This is a genomic window from Variovorax sp. Soil_C_39, assembly GCF_057656815.1.
The window spans coordinates 174,939-194,321 of the sequence record NZ_JBDGJQ010000002.1; the positions used below are offsets into that span (position 1 = coordinate 174,939).

A 19,383-nucleotide genomic window follows, 5' to 3' on the forward strand; every position below is an offset into this window, starting at 1 on the left:
CATGAAGCTGTTGTCCCTCTTCGGACTCGATGCCCGTCTGCGGCGCTTGCGGATTGCCGCTGCCGAAGGTGCGCTGGCCGCCGAGGACCGCATGCAGCTCTTGCGCATGGGGTGGGAGGACGAGAAGCGGCGCCTCAAGGTCGCGCTCGTGCTCGTGGTCGCAGTGGGCGGCCTGACCACGGTGGCCGTGGCGCTGCTGTCGATGGCCGTGGTGGTGCATTTCTGGGACACGCCGCATCGCATTGCGGCAGCCTGGTGGGTGGCCGCGGTCTGGGGCTTGCTCTGGCTGGCGGCTGCGTTGGGCCTGCTCTCGTCGCTGCGCGGCGCCTCGAACAGCTTCGAGCCGGCACGCCGTGAACTCGAACGCGACTGGGCCTGGGCCCAGGAGAGTTTCGGCTTCGGCAAGGACTCCGACCCGGAAGGTGAGGAACCGACGCCAAGGCGGCCTGCCACGCGCGAGGAACTGCTTGCGCGCATTGCGCATCAGCGCGAGCGCATTGCCACGGTTCAGGCTCCGCGTACCGATGCCTCCGCCACTGCGGCGGCTTCGGCCAAAGCCCCGCCGGCCAACGAATCGGCGGCAGATGCGGCGCTGCGGATCGCGCGGGAGCATCCCGTCGCCGTGGGTGCGGCTGCAGCCGTGGCGATGGTGGTGATCCGTCCCAAGCGCCTGCTGCGCCTGACGGCGTTTCTGGCGCCCATCCTCTGGCGCATGCGCTGAGAAAGACGGCTCAGGCGGCGCTGCGACCTTGCAGCAACGCCTGGGCTGCTTCTCGCACGAGCCCGGGGCCACGGTAGATGAGGCCGGTGTAGATCTGCACCACGTCGGCACCCGCGGCCACCTTGGCCTTGGCATCGGCCGCGCTCAGGACGCCGCCCACGCCGATGATCGGAAAACCCGAACCCAGTGCCGCGCGCAGTTGCGCGACCACGCGGTTGCTGCCTTCGCGCACCGGCGCCCCCGAGAGCCCACCTGCCTCCTCTGCATGCCGCAGCCCGGCGACCGCATCACGCGCCAGCGTGGTGTTGGTGGCAATCACGCCGTCCATGGCGTGGCGCCGCAGCGTGGCGGCAATCACGGCGACCTGCGGCGCGTCGAGATCGGGCGCGATCTTGACGAACAGCGGGACGCGCCGGCCTGTCTGCACAGCGAGCGCCTCGCGACGCTCGGCGATCGCGCCGAGCAGGGCATCGAGCGCCTCGTCGCTCTGCAGCGAGCGCAGGTTCGCCGTGTTGGGGCTCGAGATGTTGATCGTCACATAGTCGGCATGCGCGTACACGCCGTCGAGACAGGCGAGGTAGTCGTCGACCGCGCGTTCGATCGGGGTGCTGGCGTTCTTGCCGATGTTCAGGCCGAGCAGCATCGGTGCGGCCCCGTTGCGCACTGCCTGCCGGAAGCGCGACTTCTGCACGTTGGCCAGAAAGGCCGCCAGCCCTCCGTTGTTGAAGCCGAGCCGGTTGATCAGCGCGTCGCGCTCCGGCAGGCGAAACATGCGCGGCTTCGGATTGCCTGGCTGCGCCTTGGGCGTGACCGTGCCGACCTCGACGAAGCCGAAGCCCATGGCGGCGAAGGCGTCGATGCAGCGGGCGTTCTTGTCGAGCCCTGCCGCCAGACCCACGCGGTTGGGAAACCGGAGTCCGGCCAGCGTGACGGGGTCTTCGACGCGAGGTGCAGCGTAGGCGCAGGCGAGCGGCGTGTTCTGGGTGCGGGCCAGCGCGTCGAGCGTGAGTTCGTGGGCATGCTCCGGGTCGAGACCGAACAGGAAGGGCCGGGCCAGGCCGTAGAGAGAGGAAGGTAGCAGGGGCATCGGATAATTCTCGACTTCAATGAGCCAAGGATTCTCCGCGATGACCGCACCCACTTCTTCCGCTGCTCCCGGCGGCGCTATCTCCCAGGACGAACTCAAGGCCCAGGTTGGCCGCGCCGCGCTCGCCTACGTGGCCAAGGGCGAGATCGTCGGCGTGGGCACCGGCTCGACGGTGAACAAGTTCATCGACGCGCTGGCCACGATCAAGGACCAGATCAAGGGCGCGGTGTCGAGCTCGGTCGCGTCCACGGAGCGGCTGCGCGCGCTGGGCATTCCGGTGTTCGACAGCAACGAGGTCGACGAACTCGGCGTCTACATCGACGGTGCCGACGAGATCGACCACCGCGGCTTCATGGTGAAGGGCGGCGGTGCGGCGCTCACGCGCGAGAAGATCGTTGCTGCGCAGTCGCGGCGCTTCGTCTGCATTGCCGATGAGTCCAAGCTCGTGACCACGCTCGGCGCCTTTCCGCTGCCCGTGGAGGTGATCCCGATGGCGGCGCGGCGCGTGATGCGCCAGTTCGAGGCCATGGGCGGCGTTGCGCAGGTGCGCGAGAAGGACGGCCTGCCGCTGGTGACGGACAACGGCCAGCACATCGTCGATGTGACGGGCCTTCAGATCAGCGATCCGCTCGCCTTCGAATCGGAAGTGAGCCAGTGGCCCGGCGTGGTCACGGTGGGCGTGTTCGCGCACCAGAGGGCCCATGTCTGCCTGCTCGGCACGCCTGCGGGCGTTCGGACGCTGCAGTTCGACTGAGGAGCCGCGCTGCGCGAGCGCGGCGCTCGCTCAGAACTTGATGCCCGCGGGATTGCTGGGCGTCGGCCCGCTCGGTGGCGGTGCGGGCGGCTGCGGGGCCGGGGCAGGCTGCTCCTGCGCCACAGGGGCAGGCGCCGTGCCGGGCGCGGGCTGCTGCGCGACCAGCGGCCGCGCAGCGGGCTGGCGGTAGCCGGCGGGCAGGCTGTTGCTCTTCGGGTAGCCCGCGGCATCGAGGTATTGCGACCATTCGGCGTCGGAGAAGCCCTTGAGCTGCTGCGAACCGATGGTCAGCAGCGGCAGCGAGGCCTGGTTGCTGAGGCGCTGCAGTGCCTCGACGTCCTGGCGCGATTTCACGGTCCGTTCCTCGAACGGAACGCCGCGCGTGATGAGCAGCGAACGGGCGGCGCCGCAGGGCTCGCATTCCTCGCCGCTGTACAGCGTGACCGGATAGCGCTGCGCCACCTGCCTCAGTTCATAGGGCAGGCCCGCGCTGGCCGCGGACGCGCTGGCGGCCTGCGGCGCGGCGGCGGGCGCCGTGCTCGCAGTTGGCGCGCGGTCCGAAAAGCTGACCTTGCCGTCCTTGTCCACGTTGCGGTAGATCGGCTGGGCCATGGCGCCGGCAGCGGCCAGCAGCACCACCAGGGTGAGGCCGGACAGGCGCGGCAAGGCGGTTTTCGAGTGAGTCGAATGCATCGCCCGAGTATCTCAAGCTTCAGCCGCGCATCAAGCGGGTTCGGCCTGCGCCATGCCCTGGTGTCGCAGCAGCGCGTCGAGCTGGGGCTCGCGGCCGCGGAAGGCCTTGAACGAATCCATAGCGCTTCGGCTGCCGCCTGCCTCGAGGATCGCCTGGCGGTAGCGGCGTCCGGTCTCGATGTCGGGCTGGCCATCGGCGCCCATGGTCTCTTCGAAGGCGGCATACGCGTCGGCGCTCAGCACCTCGGCCCACTTGTAGCTGTAGTAGCCGGCCGCATAGCCGCCCGAGAAGATGTGGCTGAAGGTGTTGGGCGTGCGGCTGAACGCAGGCGAGGGCATGACCGCCACTTCGCGGCGCACTTCGGCAAGCAGCGCGAGCACGCCGTCGGCCGCTGCGGCGCCAGCCTGGTATTCGGTGTGCAGCAGCATGTCGAACAGCGAGAACTCGATCTGGCGCAGCGTCTGCAGCCCGCTCTGGAAGTTCTTGGCCGCGGTCATCTTGTCGAACAGTGCGCGCGGCAGCGGCTCGCCGGTGTCGACGTGGGCCGTCATGTGTTTGAGCACGTCCCACTCCCAGCAGAAGTTCTCCATGAACTGGCTCGGCAGTTCGACGGCATCCCACTCGACGCCGCTGATGCCCGAGACGTCGCGCTCGTTCACCTGGGTCAGCATGTGGTGTAGGCCATGGCCGAATTCATGGAAGAGGGTGGTCACGTCGTCGTGCGTGAGCAGCGGCGGCTTGCCGTCGACGCCGCTCGCGAAGTTGCACACGAGTTGCGCCACCGGCGTCTGCAATTCGCCGCCGTCGGGGCGCAGCCAGCGCGCGCGCACGTCGTCCATCCAGGCGCCGCCGCGCTTGGCAGCGCGTGCCGAGGGGTCGAGATAGAACTGCCCGACCTTCTGCGCGCCTTGGGGTGTCTGCCGCTCGATGCGGTAGAACTCGACGCTCGGGTGCCAGGTGGGCGCACTGTCGCGGCGGATCGTCACTTCGAACAGCGTCTCGACGATCTTGAAAAGGCCGGCCATCACCTTCGGCGCCGGGAAGTACTGCTTGACCTCCTGCTCGCTGAAGGCATAGCGCGCTTCCTTGAGCTTCTCGCCGACAAAGGTCCAGTCCCAGGGCTGCGGATCGGCGATGCCGAGCTGTTCCGACGCGAAGACACGCAGGTCGGCCAGGTCGCGCTCGCCATAGGGCTTGGCCTTGGCCGCCAGGTCGCGCAGGAACTTGATGACCTGCTCCGGCGAATCGGCCATTTTCGGCACGACCGAGAGCTCGCCGAAATTCTCGTAGCCCAGGAGCTTCGCCTCTTCTTCGCGAAGCGCGAGGATTTCGTTGATCAGCGTGGTGTTGTCGAAGGCCGGGTCGCCGAGTTCGCTGGCGCGCGTGACATAGGCGCGGTAGAGCGTCTCTCGCAGCGCGCTGCTCTTGGCGAATTGCATCACCGGCAGGTAGCAGGGCATCTTGAGCGTAAGCTTGTAGCCGTCCTTGCCTTCGGACTCGGCGGCCGCACGGGCGGCGCTCACCACGTCTTCGGGTACGCCTTCGAGCTCGCCGAACGACGCGTAGTAAGAAAACGCATCCGTCGCGTCGAGCGCGTTCTCGCTGAACTTCTGACTCAGCTCGGCCTGGCGCTCCTGGATCTCGGCGAAGCGCTTCTTGGCCTCACCCTGCAGCTCGGCGCCGCCGAGCACGAAGTTGCGCACCGCGTTGCGATGGGCCTGGCGCTGCTCGGGGTTCAGCGTCGCAGGGTCGATCGCTTTGTACTTTGCGTAGAGGCGCTCGTCGGAACCCAGGCGGGTCCAGAACGCGGTCACGCGTGGCATCGCCTCGTTGTAGGCGGCGCGCAGTTCGGGCGTGTCGGCCACGGCATTGAGGTGGCCCACGGCGCCCCAGGCGCGGCTGAAGCGTTCCGACGCGACATCGAGCACCTTCGAGATGGCGTTCCAGTCGGCCGGGAAATCGGCGGCGGTCACTGTCTGCAGTGCGTTTTCGGCATCGGCCAGCAAGGTGTCGATGGCGGGCGCGACATGCTCGGGGCGGATGCGGTCGAACAGTGGCAGGTCGGTGAAGTCGAGAAGCGGATTCGTCATGTCGTCCTTACTTGGCGGCGCGTTCGGCGGCTTCAAGGGTGTTCGCAAGCAGCATGGCGCGCGTCATCGGGCCTACGCCGCCGGGCACGGGCGTGATCCAGCCGGCCACATCCTTCACGCCGTCGAAATCGACGTCGCCGGCGAGCTTGCCGTCTTCCTTTCGGTTCATGCCCACGTCGATCACGACGGCTCCGGGCTTCACCATGTCGGCGGTCAGCAGGTTGCGCTTGCCCACGGCCGCGACGATCACATCGGCCTGCCGCGTGATGGCGCCGAGGTCTTGCGTGGCGCTGTGGCAGATGGTCACGGTGGCGCTCTTCGCGAGCAGCATCATGGCCATCGGCTTGCCGACGATGTTGCTGCGGCCGATCACCACCGCATGCTTGCCGCGCAGGTCGCAGCCGATCGATTCGAGCATCTTCATGCAGCCGTACGGCGTGCAGGGCCAGAAGCCCGGCGCACCGGTCATCAGCGCACCGGCGCTCGCGACGTGGAAGCCGTCGACGTCCTTGGCAGGCGAGATCGTCTCGATGACTTTCTGGCTGTCCATGTGCTTCGGAAGCGGCAGCTGCACAAGGATGCCATGCACCTTCGGGTCGTCGTTGAGGGCGCGGATGCGCGCCAGCAGGTCGGCTTCGCTGAGGTCAGCGGGGTAGGTCTCGAGCGTGGCCGCGAGGCCGGTCTGCATGCTGTCGTTGACCTTGTGCTTGGTGTAGACCTGGCTCGCAGGGTCTTCGCCCACGAGAATGATGGACAGGGCCGGGTTCACGCCCCGGGCCTTGAGCGCGGCAGTACGGCCGGCGACTTCGGCGCGAATGGTTTGGGCGAGGGCGTTGCCGTCGATCAGTTGGGCGGTCATCGGTTTCGATTTTCCAATTAAAAACGCCCGCTTGCGCAGGCGTGGGGGGCGTTCGTCGCTATCGCGCGAATAGTTCTACGCTTTGGCCGCAGGGGCCGCCTGACCGAGCGCGATCTTGAGCAGATCGGCCACGGTGTTGGCGTTGAGCTTTTCCATGATGTTGGCGCGGTGCGCCTCGACGGTCTTGATGCTGATGCCCAGGTCGTCGGCGATCTGCTTGTTGAGCCGGCCCGCGACGATGCGCTCGAGCACCTGCGCCTCGCGGCCGGTGAGCTTGGACAGCAGCGCGTCGCGGCTGGCCGACTGCTGGTGCTGCGTGAAGGCGCCGCGCGCATGCTCGAGCATGCGCTCGACGAGCCCGACGAGCTCTTCGTCGTTGAAGGGCTTCTGGATGAAATCCATCGCGCCCTTCTTCATGCTGTCGACCGCCATCGGCACGTCGCCGTGGCCGGTGATGACCACGATCGGCAGCGGCGAGCGGCGCTCGATCAGCCGGTCTTGCAGCTCGAGGCCCGTCATGCCCGCCATGCGGATGTCGACGATCAGGCAGGCGACTTCACGCGGGTCGTAGCGCGAAAGGAAGGATTCGGCGGAATCGAAACACCGCACTCTGTAGTCCTTGCCTTCGAGAAGCCATTGCAGCGAATCTCGCACGGCCTCGTCGTCGTCGACGACATAGACGGTGCCCTTCTTCGGAATCAAACTCATGCAGGTACCTTTGTCTCGTCGCTTGCTACCGAACTGGTAGCGTCCAACACCGGAATCCAGAAGGAAAAACGGCATCCGATCACATCCGGGCCATTGTAGATGTTCTCCGCCTGCATCCGGCCGCGGTGCGACTCGACGATGGTTCGGCAGAGATTCAGCCCGATGCCCATGCCCTCGGGCTTGGTGGAGAAGAAGGCCTCGTAGAGCCGTTCCATCACCTCGGGCGCGAGGCCCTTGCCCGTGTCCTGCACCGAGAACTCGATCGCATTCTGGCCTTCGATCATCTTGGGCAGCACGCGCAGTTCGACGCTGCGCCGCGCGAGCGGACGCTCGGCGATGTCGATCGACTCGGCCGCGTTCTTCAGCAGATTGACCAGCACCTGCTCGATCAGGATCGGGTCCACCTGCACCACCGGCAGCCGCGCGGCCACATAGTGGTTGAGCCGCACGTTGCGCCGCCGGAGCTCGATGCCCGCCAGCTCGACCGCTTCGCCGACCATGGTGGACACGTCGGAGGGTGTGCGGTTGGGTTCGCTGCGCTTCACGAAGGAGCGGATGCGCTGGATGATCTGGCCGGCACGCTGCGCCTGCTTGGAGGTCTTCTCCAGTGCCGCGAGCAGCGCCTCGGTGTCGATCGCCTGCCCCTTGATCCGCGACATCATGCCGTTGCAGTAGTTGGTGATGGCCGTGAGCGGCTGGTTGAGCTCGTGCGCCACGCTCGACGCCATTTCGCCCATCGTGATCAGCCGGCTCGCGGCCTGCGCGCGGTCGGCCTGGGCCGCGGCCTGCTCCTCGGCATCGCGCCGCGGCGTGATGTCGGTGGCGATCACCAGCTGGGCCAGCCGGCCGTCGACCCAGGTCAGATAGCGCGAGCGCACTTCGAGCCATTTGCCCAGGTGCGGCACGAAGATCTCGTTGTTGGCGGTCTGTGCCGCGGTCAGCGTGTCGATCGGCAGGCCGGCGTAGGGGTCGACGTCGTCGAGGCCCTCGTCGTGCGCATTCGATGCCGGCACGCCGGCCTGCGCGACCATGCCGAGATGGCCCACGGTGTCGGAGCCGAACCAGAGGCGGTACAGCTTGTTGGCGAACAGCAGCTCCTCGCTGCCGATCGGCGCGACCGAGACCGCGGCATCGAGCGCCTCCAGCACCGTGGTGAAGCGCTCGTACGAGGCCGAGAGCTGCTCGCGGATGCGGGTCGGCTCGGTGATGTCGGTCATCGAGGTCATCCAGCCCGTCTGGTGGCCGCGCGCGTCGATCAGCGGCGACACGTAGAGCCGCGCATTGAACACGCTGCCGTTCTTGCGCTTCACGCGCACCTGGAAGCCGCCGGGCAGCGCGCGGCCGTGCAGCTCTTCCTCGAGCCGTTCGTTCATCACCTCGCGGTCCGATTCGAGCCAGTAAGGGAAGGGGGGCGACTGGCCGACCAGTTCGGCTTCGCTCCAGCCCGTCATCGCGCAGAAGGCGGCATTCACGTAGGTGATGCGCCCCTGCAGGTCGAGCACCCGCATGCCGGTGAGCATCGAGTTCTCCATGGCACGGCGGAAATTGGTTTCGGCGACCAGCCGCTGCTGCGCCTGCTGGCGCCTGCGGGTGTGGCGCCAGGTGCCGATCAGCATCCAGCTCGTCAGCACGCTGAGTGCGCAGACCAGCCAGAACAGGCCATTGCCGACCACCCCCTGTGACGTACGGTAGGCCTGGGCCCGCAGCACCAGCGCATTGCCCACGGGCGACACCGGCACTTCATATTCGTTGGTTCGCTCGGGCCATGGCAGCAGCCGCGTGCCGCCTTCGCGCAGGTTCGCGGTGTTGCCGGCCAGCACGCTGCCCTTGGAGTCGAGCAGCGACACCGCATAGCGCGCCTGCACCTCCGACGGCATGCCGTAGCGCAGAAGGCCGTCGACCGAGAATTCGCCGAGCACCACGCCCGCGAAGAGGCCCTGGTCGAACAGCGGGATGTGCAACTGCAGCATCGCTGTCGGATCGCCGCCGGCCACGGGCTGCGAGAACACCGGCTGCCGCAGTTCGCGGGCAAGCGCGTAGTTGCTCTCGATCTCGCCCGGGCGCAGCACGTCGCCGATCAGGTGCTGCTGCGCGGGGTGGACGCTGGGTGCCGAATAGCCGGCCTTGAAGCGGCGCCGGTCGTCGATCCAGGCCACGGATTGCAACTCGGGAAACTGGCTCACCAGCGACTCGGCGCGGCTCGCGAATTCGACCGGATCGATCTCGCGGTTGGAGGCGTCGCGCGCCAGGCGCATCAGTTGTTCCTGCCGCTCGAGCAGCCGCAGGCGCATGCGCTGCTGGGCGTATTCGACGTCGCGCCGCACCGACTCCTGCTCGCGCTCGATTTCTTCGGTGCGCAGGTACCAGAACGCCGACACGATCGCCGCCAGGAACAACAGCACCGCCGCGATCGGCGCGAACATGGCGACCGAGTCCTGCAGCACTGGTGTCTGGCGCCGCCACCAGCGCCGCCACCAGGACAGGATCGGCACGTTCGCGGCGCTGCGGGCGGCCGCGAGCGGAGAGGAAAAGGGCATCTTCCGAGTTTAGGTGTACAGGGCGCGGAAAAGATTCGGTGACATTGATTTCGACGCCGACGATCAGGCCAAGTTCGTTGATGAAATATCACATTAAGAAATCATCATGCGCCATTTGAAATCTAAGTATTTCTATGCGAAACTCCGCCGCGTTCGGCGCCCCAGCGCACTAAATTACAGCCACAGCCCTTATAGGAGAGACAAGCATGTCGGCAAATCCCGAGAACCTGTTCGGTTCGGCCGCGAACGACGCGGACGCCCAGGAAACCCGTGAATGGATGGATGCCCTGTCCTCCGTGATCCAGAGCGAGGGGCCCGAGCGGGCGCACTTCCTGTTGGAACAGCTGCTGGAGCATGCGCGTCAGCACAGCATCGACAAGCCGTTCTCGGCCAACACCGCCTACGTCAACACGCTCGAACCCGACCAGGAAGAGCGCTGCCCCGGCAACCTCGAGATCGAGGAGCGCCTGCGCGCCTACATGCGCTGGAACGCCATGGCGATGGTGGTCAAGGCCAACCGCCACCATCCGCCCGAAGGCGGCGACCTCGGCGGCCACATTGGCTCCTTTGCCTCGCTGGCCAACATGTTCGGCGCCGGCTTCAACCATTTCTGGCACGCCGAGAGCGAGAACCACGGCGGCGACTGTCTCTATATCCAGGGCCACGTGTCGCCCGGCATCTATGCGCGCGCCTACCTCGAAGGCCGCCTGACCGAGGAGCAACTGCTCAACTTCCGCCAGGAAGTCGACGGCAACGGCCTGTCGAGCTATCCGCATCCGAAGCTGATGCCCGAGTTCTGGCAGTTCCCCACCGTGTCGATGGGCCTCGGCCCGCTGATGGCGATCTACCAGGCGCGCTTCCTCAAGTACCTGCACGCGCGCGGCATCGCCAATACCGAGAACCGCAAGGTCTGGGTGTTCTGCGGCGACGGCGAGATGGACGAGGTCGAGTCGATGGGTGCCATCGGCCTGGCGGCGCGCGAGAAGCTCGACAACCTTATCTTCGTGATCAACTGCAACCTGCAGCGCCTGGACGGCCCGGTGCGCGGCAACGGCAAGATCATCCAGGAGCTGGAAGGCGAATTCCGCGGTTCGGGCTGGAACGTCCTCAAGCTGATCTGGGGCAGCGGCTGGGATCCGCTGATCGCGCGCGACAAGGAGGGTGCCTTGCGCAAGATCATGATGGAGACCAACGACGGTGACTACCAGGCCTTCAAGGCCAACGACGGCGCCTACGTTCGCAAGCACTTCTTCGGCCGCGATCCGCGCACGCTCGAGATGGTCTCGAAGATGAGCGACGACGACATCTGGCAGTTGCGCCGCGGCGGCCACGATTCGCAGAAGGTCTATGCCGCGTTCGACGCCGCCGTGAAGCACAAGGGTCAGCCGACGGTGCTGCTGATCAAGACGGTCAAGGGCTTCGGCATGGGCAAGATCGGCGAGGGCAAGAACAACGTCCACCAGACCAAGAAGCTCAGCGACGAGGACATCATGGCCTTCCGCGACCGCTTCAACATCCCGATCCCGGACAGTCAGATTGCCGAACTGCCGTTCTACAAGCCGGCCGACGACACGCCCGAGATGAAGTACCTGCACGAGCGCCGCAAGGCCCTCGGCGGCTACCTGCCCCACCGCCGCACCAAGGCGGAAGAGAGCTTCACGGTGCCTTCGCTAGAGACCTTCAAGTCGGTGATCGAGCCGACGGCCGAAGGCCGGGAGATCTCGACCACGCAGGCCTATGTGCGCTTTCTCACGCAGTTGCTGCGCGACAAGGCGCTCGGCCCGCGCGTGGTGCCGATCCTGGTCGACGAGGCGCGCACCTTCGGCATGGAGGGGTTGTTCCGCCAGATCGGCATCTACAACCCCGCAGGCCAGCAGTACACCCCGGTCGACAAGGACCAGGTCATGTACTACAAGGAAGACAAGGCCGGCCAGATCCTGCAGGAGGGCATCAACGAAGCCGGCGGCATGTCGAGCTGGATCGCGGCGGCCACCTCGTACAGCACCAACAACCGCATCATGGTGCCGTTCTACGTGTATTACTCGATGTTCGGCTTCCAGCGCGTCGGCGACCTGGCCTGGGCGGCGGGCGACATGCAGGCGCGCGGCTTCCTGCTCGGCGGCACCTCGGGGCGCACCACGCTGAACGGCGAAGGCCTGCAGCACGAGGACGGCCACAGCCACATCCTCGCGAACACGATCCCGAACTGCGTGAGCTACGACCCCACCTTCTCGCACGAAGTGGGCGTGATCCTGCACCACGGCCTGAAGCGCATGGTCGAGCGCCAGGACAACGTGTTCTATTACCTCACGCTGCTCAACGAGAACTACCCGATGCCCGGACTCCAGCCCGGCACCGAGGAACAGATCATCAAGGGCATGTACCTGTCGAAGCAGGGTCCGGCACTCAAGGCGAAGGCGCCCACCGTGCAGCTGCTCGGCAGCGGCAGCATCCTGCGCGAGAGCTTCTTCGCGCAGGAACTGCTCGAAAAGGACTGGGGCGTTTCGGCCTCGGTGTGGAGCTGCCCGAGCTTCAACGAGTTGACGCGCGACGGCCAGGACGCCGACCGCTGGAACCTGCTGCACCCGACCGAGACCCCGCGCGTGCCGTTCGTGGCCGAGCAGCTCTCGGCCACCACCGGCCCCGTCGTGGCATCGACCGACTACATGAAGGCCTACGCCGAGCAGATCCGCCCCTTCATCCCGAAGGGCCGCACCTACAAGGTGCTGGGCACCGACGGCTTCGGCCGCAGCGACTTCCGCAACAAGCTGCGCGAGCACTTCGAGATCAATCGCCACTACATCGTGGTGGCGGCGCTCAAGGCACTTTCCGAGGACGGCACCGTGCCGGTCGCCAAGGTGGCCGAGGCGATCAAGAAGTACGGCATCAACGCCGACAAGATCAACCCGCTCTACGCGTAACAACAACCACGAACGCCTTTGCGGCGGGAGACACACAACATGGCAGCAGTGGAAGTCAAGGTGCCGGACATCGGCGATTTCGATGAAGTCGCGGTGATCGAGGTGCTCGTGAAGGTGGGCGACACGGTCAAGGCCGAGCAGTCGCTCATCACGGTGGAATCGGACAAGGCCTCGATGGAGATCCCGTCATCGAGCGCCGGCGTCGTGAAGGAGATCAAGGTCGATGTCGGCGCCAAGGTGAAGGAGGGCTCGGTGGTCCTCGTGCTCGAGGCCGAGGCGGCGGGCGCTGCCGCGGAAGCTGCACCTGCGCCGGCCCCCGCGGCCGCAGCCGAAGCACCGGCCCCGGTCGCCGCAGCACCGGCCCCGGCCGCCGCGCCCGCGGCTTCGGGCCCGGTCGAGGTCAAGGTCCCCGACATCGGCGATTTCAAGGACGTCTCGGTCGTCGAGCTTCTGGTCAAGCCCGGCGACACGATCGCCGCGGACCAGTCGCTGATCACGGTGGAGTCGGACAAGGCCTCGATGGAGATTCCGTCGTCGGCGGCCGGCGTGCTCAAGGAACTCAAGGTCAAGGTGGGCGATACCGTCAACATCGGCGACCTGATCGCGGTGCTCGAGGGCGCCTCGGGTGCCGCTGCACCGGCGCCCGCCCAGGCCCAGGCCGCCGCAGCACCGGCCGCGGCGAGCGCAAGCGCGCCGGCGGCGCCTGCGCCTGCCGCAGCGCCCCCCGCGGCCGCCGCCGCGCCGCACGATCCCACCACGGCGCCCAAGGGCAACCTGCCGCATGCCTCGCCTTCGGTGCGCAAGTTCGCGCGCGAACTCGGCGTACCGCTCGAAGAGGTCAAGGGTTCGGGCCCGAAGGGCCGCATCACGCAGGAAGACGTCCAGAACTTCACCAAGGCCGTGATGAGCGGACAGGCCAGCACCAAGGCCGGGTCGGCCAAGGCGCCGGCCGGCGGCGCAGCGGACGGTGCGGCACTCGGGCTCATCCCGTGGCCGAAGGTCGACTTCGCGAAGTTCGGCGCGGTCGAGCGCAAGGACCTGTCGCGCATCAAGAAGCTCAGCGGCGCCAACCTGCACCGCAACTGGGTGATGATCCCGCACGTCACCAACAACGACGAGGCCGACATCACCGAGCTCGAGGCCTTCCGCGTCTCCACCAACAAGGAGAACGAGAAGTCGGGCGTCAAGGTCACGATGCTCGCCTTCGTGATCAAGGCCGTGGTCGCGGCGCTGAAGAAATTCCCCGACTTCAATGCCAGCCTCGACGGCGAGCAACTCGTCTACAAGCAGTACTACAACATCGGCTTCGCGGCCGACACGCCCAACGGGCTCGTGGTGCCGGTGCTCAAGGATGCCGACAAGAAGGGCATCCTTCAGATCAGCGCGGAGATGGGCGAACTCGCCAAGAAGGCGCGCGACGGCAAGCTCGGCTCGGCCGACATGCAGGGCGGCTGCTTCTCGATCAGCTCGCTCGGCGGCATCGGCGGCACGCATTTCACGCCGATCATCAACGCGCCCGAGGTGGCCATCCTCGGCCTCTCGAAGAGCGCGATGAAGCCGGTGTGGGACGGCAAGCAGTTCGTGCCGCGGCTCACGCTGCCGCTGTCGCTGTCGTACGACCACCGCGTGATCGACGGCGCCCTGGCCGCGCGCTTCAATGCCTACCTCGGCCAAGTGCTCGCGGACTACCGTCGAATCCTGCTATGACCACCGTGGTGGCCGTGCGCAAGGGCGGCCAGGTCGCCATGGCGGCCGATTCGCTGGTGACCTTCGGCGACACGCGGCTGTCGCACCGGTCCGAGGCGAACCAGAAGATCTTCTCCGTGGAAGATGCAGCGGGGCAGAGCCTCTTCGCCGTGGCCGGTGCTGCCGCGCACTTTCTGGTGCTGCAGCATGCGCTGGCCGCGCAGCCGCGCGAGGCGCTTCTGTTCGGCAGCAAGCACGAGATCTTCCGCACCTTCACGCTGCTGCACCCGGTGCTCAAGGACTCGTTCTTCATGCAGACCAAGGAAGACGACCATGAGCCCTACGAGTCGAGCCAGTTCACGATGCTGATGGCCAACCAGAGCGGCATCTACGGCATCTACAGCTACCGCGAGGTGTTCGAGTTCAAGCAGTTCTGGGCCATCGGCTCGGGGCGCAGCTTTGCGCTCGGCGCCATGCACGCGGCCTATGACGGCAAGTCGCGCAGCAGCGCGCGCGACGTGGCGGAGGCGGGGATCGCCGCCGCCTGCGAATTCGATCGCAATTCGGCCCCACCGGTCGACGTTCTCACACTCAAACTGAAAGTGTCCAAATGAGCGAACAACAAATCAAGGTGCCCGACATCGGCGACTTCGACGAAGTCGCGGTGATCGAGGTGCTCGTCAACGTCGGCGACACGGTCAAGGCCGAGCAGTCGCTCATCACGGTCGAATCGGACAAGGCCTCGATGGAGATTCCCTCGTCGGCGGCCGGCGTCGTGAAGTCGATCGCCATCAAGGTGGGCGACAAGGTCAAGGAAGGCTCGGTCGTGCTGGTGCTCGAGGCCGAAGGCGCCGCGGCGTCCGCGCCGGCCGCTGCGGCACCTGCAGCGGCGCCCGCCAGCGCCGCCGTGCCCCCACCCCAACCCTCCCCCAGCGGGGGAGGGAGCAAGCCCGCGCCGGCTTCGGCCTACGGCGGCAAGGTCGACGTCGAGTGCGACGTCGTCGTGCTCGGTGCCGGTCCCGGCGGCTATTCGGCCGCCTTCCGCGCGGCCGACCTGGGCCTCAAGGTGGTGCTGGTCGAACGCTATGCGACGCTCGGCGGCGTGTGCCTGAACGTCGGCTGCATCCCGTCGAAGGCGCTGCTGCACGTCGCGGCCGTGATGGACGAGGTGAAGCACTTCGCCGACCTCGGCGTGAGCTTCGGCGCGCCCACGATCGATCGCGCCAAGCTGCTCGGCCACAAGAACAAGGTGGTGGGCAAGCTCACCGGCGGTCTCGCGGCGATGGCCAAGATGCGCAAGGTGACGGTGCTGCGCGGCGTCGGCAACTTCGTCGATCCGCACCACATCGAGGTCGAGGAAAGCGCGGGCACCAGCTGGGAGACGACGGGCAAGAAGCAGACCGTCAAGTTCCGCAACGCCATCATCGCGGCCGGCTCGCAGGCCGTGAGCCTGCCCTTCATGCCGAAGGACCCGCGCGTGGTCGATTCCACGGGCGCGCTCGAGCTCGGCACCGAGCCCAAGCGCATGCTGATCCTGGGCGGCGGGATCATCGGGCTGGAGATGGGAACGGTCTATTCCTCGCTCGGCGCGCGGCTCGACGTGGTCGAGATGCTCGACGGCCTGATGCAGGGCGCCGACCGCGACCTCGTCAAGGTCTGGCAGAAGATGAATGCGCCGCGCTTCGACAACATCATGCTCAAGACCAAGACGGTCGGTGCCGAGGCCACGAAAGACGGCATCAAGGTGAGCTTCGAGGGCGAGAACGCACCCAAGGAGCCGCAGGTCTACGACCTGGTGCTGCAGGCCGTGGGCCGCAGCCCCAATGGCAAGAAGATCGGCGCCGAGAAGGCGGGCGTCGCGGTGAGTGACCGCGGCTTCATCCCGGTCGACATCCAGATGCGCACCAACGTGCCGCACATCTTCGCGATCGGCGACATCGTGGGCCAGCCGATGCTCGCGCACAAGGCGGTGCACGAGGCGCATGTGGCGGCCGAAGTCATCGCGGGCGAGCAGCAGGGCGACAAGGAGCTCGCGAGCGCCGCCTTCAATGCCCGCGTGATCCCGAGCGTGGCCTACACCGACCCCGAGGTGGCGTGGGTGGGCCTCACCGAAGACCAGGCCAAGGCCGAGGGCGTGAAGGTCAAGAAGGGCCTGTTCCCGTGGAACGCCTCGGGCCGCGCGATCGCCAACGGCCGCGACGAGGGCTTCACCAAGCTGCTGTTCGATGCCGAGACGCACCGCATCGTGGGCGGCGGCATCGTGGGCACGCATGCGGGCGACATGATCGGGGAGATCGCGCTCGCGATCGAGATGGGCGCCGACGAGGTCGACATCGGCAAGACCATTCATCCGCACCCCACTCTGGGCGAGAGCATCGGCATGGCGGCGGAGGTGGCGCACGGTACCTGCACCGACATACCGCCGCAGAAGAAGGCCTGAGCGCCTCCTGCACCGCTTCGAACGATCGAAGCGGGCACAAAAAAATCCCGCCGAGGCGGGATTTTTTGTTTGTTGGCGGCCAGGAGGCTCAGTTGCCCATGCTCTTGATCTCGTCGGTCGGCGCGGCGCCGGCCAGCACGCGGCGCGCGCCGTCGAAGCGGCGGCTCCAGTAGCTGCCGTTCATGTCTTCCACGCGCACCTGGGCGCCGGTACGCGGCGAATGGATGAACTTGCCCTCGCCGACATAGATGCCGACGTGGCTGAAGGCGCGGCGCATGGTGTTGAAGAAGACCAGGTCGCCGGGCTTGAGCTGGCTGCGGTCGATCTTCTCGGTGGCGGCGGCCTGTTCTTCAGCGCGGCGCGGCAGCACATGGCCGAGCGTCTGGTTGTACATCGCGCGGACGAAGCCGCTGCAATCGAAGCCGGATTCCGCGGTGTTGCCGCCGCGGCGGTAAGGCACGCCCAGGAAACCGATGGCGGTCACGACGAGGTCGGAGGTGCGTTCGGCGACGGTCTGGCGAACTTGCTGGAGCTGGCCGAGCAGGCCCTTGTCGGCCAGAAGCCGGGCCAGTTCGTCATCGGATCGATCCTGTTGAGGAGCGGCCTGGACGGCAACGGCAAACAGGAGGGAAGCGGGTAGGACGAAAAAACGCATGGCGCGTAGGATATGGATGACGCGCGGTTATGTCAACTTAACCCCGATTCGGGAATGTGTCCACAAACCGTTGATTTGTTTGAAGATTTTCGAATGACTCAAAGAAAAGATGTAACAGTGAACGCTTATGCTCCATAAGTGATTGCATTTCAAAAGGCCCTCGCGGACACCGTGAATTGGCCAACATGCTGGATCAAAGCCGTATTCGGTCCGAAGATGCCCTGAACTGTGGGGAAATGACATGAACTTCCAACTTCGCGCCCTGCGCCGTGCGGCCTTGCGCTGCGCGGCCACGGCAATCCTGGGTATTTGTTTTGCCGCCACAGCCCAGATACGTCCCGAAACCATATCGACGGGGCTGCAGAACCCTTGGGGCGTGGCCTTCCTGCCCGATGGCCGCTATCTGGTCACCGAGCGTCCGGGCCGGCTCCGGCTGATCGCCGCCGACGGCAAGATCGGCCCGCCGGTCAACGGGCTGCCGGCCATCGCGGCAGGCGGCCAGGGCGGCTTGCTCGACGTGCTGGCAGATTCGGCCTTCGAGCGGAACCGCACGCTGTACTTCTGCTTCTCCGAGCCCGAGCCCGGCGGCTCGGCCAACAGCACCGCGCTTGCCAGTGCCCGCCTGGCCGAAGACGGCACGCGGATCGAAAACCTGCGCATCCTCTTCAGCCAAAAGCCCAAGGTGGCGAGCCGCAGCCATTTCGGCTGCCGCATCGTGGAGGCGCGCGACGGCACACTGTTCCTCACGCTCGGCGACCGCTACAGCCGCATGGACGATGCCCAGAAGCTCGACAACCACATTGGCAAGATCGTGCGCATCGCCAAGGACGGCGCCGCGCCGAAGGACAACCCCTTCGTGGGCCGGGCGGGCGCGCTGCCCGAAATCTGGAGCTATGGGCACCGCAACGCCCAGGGCGCGGCTCTCGCGCCGGACGGCCGCTTGTGGATGACCGAGCACGGCCCCCAGGGCGGCGACGAGATCAATGTGCCGCAGGCCGGCCGCAACCACGGCTGGCCGGTGATCACCGACGGCGAGAACTATGGCGGCGGGAAGATCGGCGAGGGCGTCACCTCCCGCCAGGGCATGGAGCAGCCGCTGCACTACTGGGTGCCCTCGATCGCGCCCTCGGGCATGGCGTTCCTGACCAGCGACCGCTACGGCGCCGCGTGGAAAGGCAACCTGTTCGTCGGCTCGCTCAAGTTCGGCTACCTCGACCGTATCGAACTGAAGGACGGCAAGGTGGTGGCCGAGCACAAGCTGCTCGCCGATCGCACCGCGCGCATCCGCGATGTGAAGCAGGGGCCCGACGGCTGGCTCTATGTGCTGACCGACGAAGCGGACGGCAAGCTGCTGCGGCTGCGGCCCAACTGACCTCGCGCGGCCTTCAGCCGGGGCAGCCCGGCAGCGGCAAGGTCGGCAGCATCCGGCGCCAGAGCCGAATCCATTCGGGCCAGTCGTGGCCGCCCTCGGTGGTGAACACGCGCTCTTGCGGCAACGCCGCGGCGAGCAGCCGGTGGCTGAAGGCGAAGCGATCGTCGGCACCGTAGCCCAGGTAGAGCGGCGGACGAGCGCCGAAGGTGGCGGTATGGCCCGCGTACCCGCGCAGCCACTGCCACAACTGGCTTTCGTTCGGCCGCCGCGGATCGCTGCCGGGCCCAGCGCCCAAGGGGCCGGTCCATCGCACCAGGCCGCCGGCATTGGCGATGTCCGCGGCCAGCGTGCGCTCGCCGAGGTAGGGCGCGATCGTCACGAGGCCTGCGAGTTCTCCTTGATGGGTCTGCGCGTAGAGCAGGCCGCCGAAGCCGCCGACCGAGATGCCGACGATCCAGATGGCCTTGTAGCCGCCCGCGCGCGCCGGCGCCATGATGTCTTTCTCGAGCCGCTCGAGAATGCTCCGATCGTTGTAGTAGCCCAGGTGCGCGTCGACCCGCATCGCATCGACCGCCAGCCGGTTGTCGTTCAATGCCTCGATGAAGCCCTCGCGCACGAATTCGTCGGGGCTCGAGTACGCGCCGGGCAGGAGCACCATCAGCGTATCGGCCCGGGCCGTGCAACGGCTCTTCTCGAGTGTGGCGGCTAGCGGCACCCTGGACGGGCGCAGGCCGCCGCAGCCGGCCAGCACGAGTGCCGCGCAAAGGCTCAAAATCGAAACAAGGCGACCGGGCGCGAGAATCTGCATCCGCCGGAGTCTAGAGGGCCGCTCGCCGGCGCGCTGTTTTCGGTGGTACGG

15 protein-coding genes are annotated in these 19,383 nt (G+C 66.9%); 7 read left to right on the forward strand and 8 right to left on the reverse strand.

Features of this window, described 5'->3' with window-relative positions:
• Window position 1: 1 nt before the first annotated feature.
• Window positions 2-721, forward strand: coding sequence for a phage holin family protein (locus tag AC3A6J_RS04875; protein WP_487858786.1), 720 nt, complete (start codon window positions 2-4; stop codon window positions 719-721).
• A gap of 10 nt (window positions 722-731) precedes the next feature.
• Here the strand turns inward: AC3A6J_RS04875 and AC3A6J_RS04880 are convergent, their stop codons facing one another.
• A complete protein-coding gene (locus tag AC3A6J_RS04880) occupies window positions 732-1,808 on the reverse strand; it encodes a quinone-dependent dihydroorotate dehydrogenase (protein ID WP_487858787.1) in 1,077 nt (358 codons plus the stop codon).
• A gap of 40 nt (window positions 1,809-1,848) precedes the next feature.
• On the opposite strand from AC3A6J_RS04880, the gene rpiA reads away from it, so the two are divergent.
• The gene (gene rpiA / locus AC3A6J_RS04885) at window positions 1,849-2,562 is read left to right on the forward strand and encodes a ribose-5-phosphate isomerase RpiA (protein WP_487858788.1); all 714 of its coding nucleotides are present in this window, start codon (window positions 1,849-1,851) and stop codon (window positions 2,560-2,562) included.
• Window positions 2,563-2,592: 30 nt separating this feature from the next.
• On the opposite strand, the gene AC3A6J_RS04890 is transcribed toward rpiA, so the two are convergent.
• The 5 genes from AC3A6J_RS04890 to AC3A6J_RS04910 form a co-directional block, all read right to left on the reverse strand.
• Complete coding sequence (locus AC3A6J_RS04890; protein ID WP_487858789.1) at window positions 2,593-3,255, reverse strand: glutaredoxin domain-containing protein; 663 nt, start codon at window positions 3,253-3,255, stop codon at window positions 2,593-2,595.
• A gap of 30 nt (window positions 3,256-3,285) precedes the next feature.
• On the reverse strand, window positions 3,286-5,346 hold the full coding sequence (locus AC3A6J_RS04895; RefSeq protein WP_487858790.1) for a M3 family metallopeptidase: 2,061 nt from the start codon (window positions 5,344-5,346) through the stop codon (window positions 3,286-3,288).
• A gap of 7 nt (window positions 5,347-5,353) precedes the next feature.
• Window positions 5,354-6,205 carry a bifunctional methylenetetrahydrofolate dehydrogenase/methenyltetrahydrofolate cyclohydrolase FolD gene (gene folD / locus AC3A6J_RS04900; protein ID WP_487858791.1) on the reverse strand — a complete coding sequence of 284 codons (852 nt, stop codon included), beginning with the start codon at window positions 6,203-6,205 and terminating at the stop codon, window positions 5,354-5,356.
• A 75-nt stretch (window positions 6,206-6,280) separates the two neighbouring features.
• Entirely contained in the window at window positions 6,281-6,913 is a 633-nt protein-coding gene (locus AC3A6J_RS04905) for a response regulator transcription factor (protein WP_487858792.1), read from the reverse strand.
• Window positions 6,910-9,450: a PAS domain-containing sensor histidine kinase gene (locus AC3A6J_RS04910; protein WP_487858793.1), complete on the reverse strand. Its 2,541-nt coding sequence runs from the start codon at window positions 9,448-9,450 to the stop codon at window positions 6,910-6,912. Before AC3A6J_RS04910 ends, AC3A6J_RS04905 begins: the two co-directional genes overlap by 4 nt.
• A 206-nt stretch (window positions 9,451-9,656) precedes the next feature.
• Here AC3A6J_RS04910 and aceE point away from each other — a divergent pair, with 206 nt between their 5' ends.
• Genes aceE through lpdA form a run of 4 tightly spaced genes read left to right on the forward strand, consistent with a single transcriptional unit; the run spans window position 9,657 to window position 16,497 of the window.
• On the forward strand, window positions 9,657-12,371 hold the full coding sequence (gene aceE / locus AC3A6J_RS04915; protein ID WP_487858794.1) for a pyruvate dehydrogenase (acetyl-transferring), homodimeric type: 2,715 nt from the start codon (window positions 9,657-9,659) through the stop codon (window positions 12,369-12,371).
• Between the two features lie 39 nt (window positions 12,372-12,410).
• Entirely contained in the window at window positions 12,411-14,078 is a 1,668-nt protein-coding gene (gene aceF, locus AC3A6J_RS04920; RefSeq protein WP_487858795.1) for a dihydrolipoyllysine-residue acetyltransferase, read from the forward strand.
• Window positions 14,075-14,671 (forward strand): MFS transporter, encoded by a 597-nt coding sequence (locus AC3A6J_RS04925; protein ID WP_487858796.1) that lies wholly within the window; start codon window positions 14,075-14,077, stop codon window positions 14,669-14,671. Before aceF ends, AC3A6J_RS04925 begins: the two co-directional genes overlap by 4 nt.
• Window positions 14,668-16,497: a dihydrolipoyl dehydrogenase gene (gene lpdA, locus AC3A6J_RS04930; protein WP_487858797.1), complete on the forward strand. Its 1,830-nt coding sequence runs from the start codon at window positions 14,668-14,670 to the stop codon at window positions 16,495-16,497. Before AC3A6J_RS04925 ends, lpdA begins: the two co-directional genes overlap by 4 nt.
• Window positions 16,498-16,585: 88 nt before the next feature.
• Here the strand turns inward: lpdA and AC3A6J_RS04935 are convergent, their stop codons facing one another.
• A complete protein-coding gene (locus AC3A6J_RS04935; protein ID WP_487858798.1) occupies window positions 16,586-17,152 on the reverse strand; it encodes a C40 family peptidase in 567 nt (188 codons plus the stop codon).
• Between the two features lie 241 nt (window positions 17,153-17,393).
• Here AC3A6J_RS04935 and AC3A6J_RS04940 point away from each other — a divergent pair, with 241 nt between their 5' ends.
• Window positions 17,394-18,524, forward strand: a complete 1,131-nt coding sequence (locus tag AC3A6J_RS04940; protein ID WP_487858799.1) for a PQQ-dependent sugar dehydrogenase — start codon at window positions 17,394-17,396, stop codon at window positions 18,522-18,524.
• Between the two features lie 13 nt (window positions 18,525-18,537).
• On the opposite strand, the gene AC3A6J_RS04945 is transcribed toward AC3A6J_RS04940, so the two are convergent.
• Window positions 18,538-19,332: an alpha/beta hydrolase family protein gene (locus AC3A6J_RS04945; protein ID WP_487858800.1), complete on the reverse strand. Its 795-nt coding sequence runs from the start codon at window positions 19,330-19,332 to the stop codon at window positions 18,538-18,540.
• Window positions 19,333-19,383 lie beyond the last annotated feature (51 nt).

Bases quoted from the DNA above. Each gene is read 5' to 3' on its own strand.
- AC3A6J_RS04925 (WP_487858796.1), top strand. From the start codon at position 14,075: ATGACCACCGTGGTGGCCGTGCGCAAGGGCGGCCAGGTCGCCATGGCG.
- AC3A6J_RS04880 (WP_487858787.1), bottom strand. From the start codon at position 1,808: ATGCCCCTGCTACCTTCCTCTCTCTACGGCCTGGCCCGGCCCTTCCTG.
- AC3A6J_RS04890 (WP_487858789.1), bottom strand. From the start codon at position 3,255: ATGCATTCGACTCACTCGAAAACCGCCTTGCCGCGCCTGTCCGGCCTC.
- AC3A6J_RS04945 (WP_487858800.1), bottom strand. From the start codon at position 19,332: ATGCAGATTCTCGCGCCCGGTCGCCTTGTTTCGATTTTGAGCCTTTGC.
- AC3A6J_RS04905 (WP_487858792.1), bottom strand. From the start codon at position 6,913: ATGAGTTTGATTCCGAAGAAGGGCACCGTCTATGTCGTCGACGACGAC.
- AC3A6J_RS04875 (WP_487858786.1), top strand. From the start codon at position 2: ATGAAGCTGTTGTCCCTCTTCGGACTCGATGCCCGTCTGCGGCGCTTG.
- lpdA (WP_487858797.1), top strand. From the start codon at position 14,668: ATGAGCGAACAACAAATCAAGGTGCCCGACATCGGCGACTTCGACGAA.
- AC3A6J_RS04895 (WP_487858790.1), bottom strand. From the start codon at position 5,346: ATGACGAATCCGCTTCTCGACTTCACCGACCTGCCACTGTTCGACCGC.
- rpiA (WP_487858788.1), top strand. From the start codon at position 1,849: ATGACCGCACCCACTTCTTCCGCTGCTCCCGGCGGCGCTATCTCCCAG.
- folD (WP_487858791.1), bottom strand. From the start codon at position 6,205: ATGACCGCCCAACTGATCGACGGCAACGCCCTCGCCCAAACCATTCGC.
- aceE (WP_487858794.1), top strand. From the start codon at position 9,657: ATGTCGGCAAATCCCGAGAACCTGTTCGGTTCGGCCGCGAACGACGCG.
- aceF (WP_487858795.1), top strand. From the start codon at position 12,411: ATGGCAGCAGTGGAAGTCAAGGTGCCGGACATCGGCGATTTCGATGAA.
- AC3A6J_RS04935 (WP_487858798.1), bottom strand. From the start codon at position 17,152: ATGCGTTTTTTCGTCCTACCCGCTTCCCTCCTGTTTGCCGTTGCCGTC.
- AC3A6J_RS04910 (WP_487858793.1), bottom strand. From the start codon at position 9,450: ATGCCCTTTTCCTCTCCGCTCGCGGCCGCCCGCAGCGCCGCGAACGTG.
- AC3A6J_RS04940 (WP_487858799.1), top strand. From the start codon at position 17,394: ATGAACTTCCAACTTCGCGCCCTGCGCCGTGCGGCCTTGCGCTGCGCG.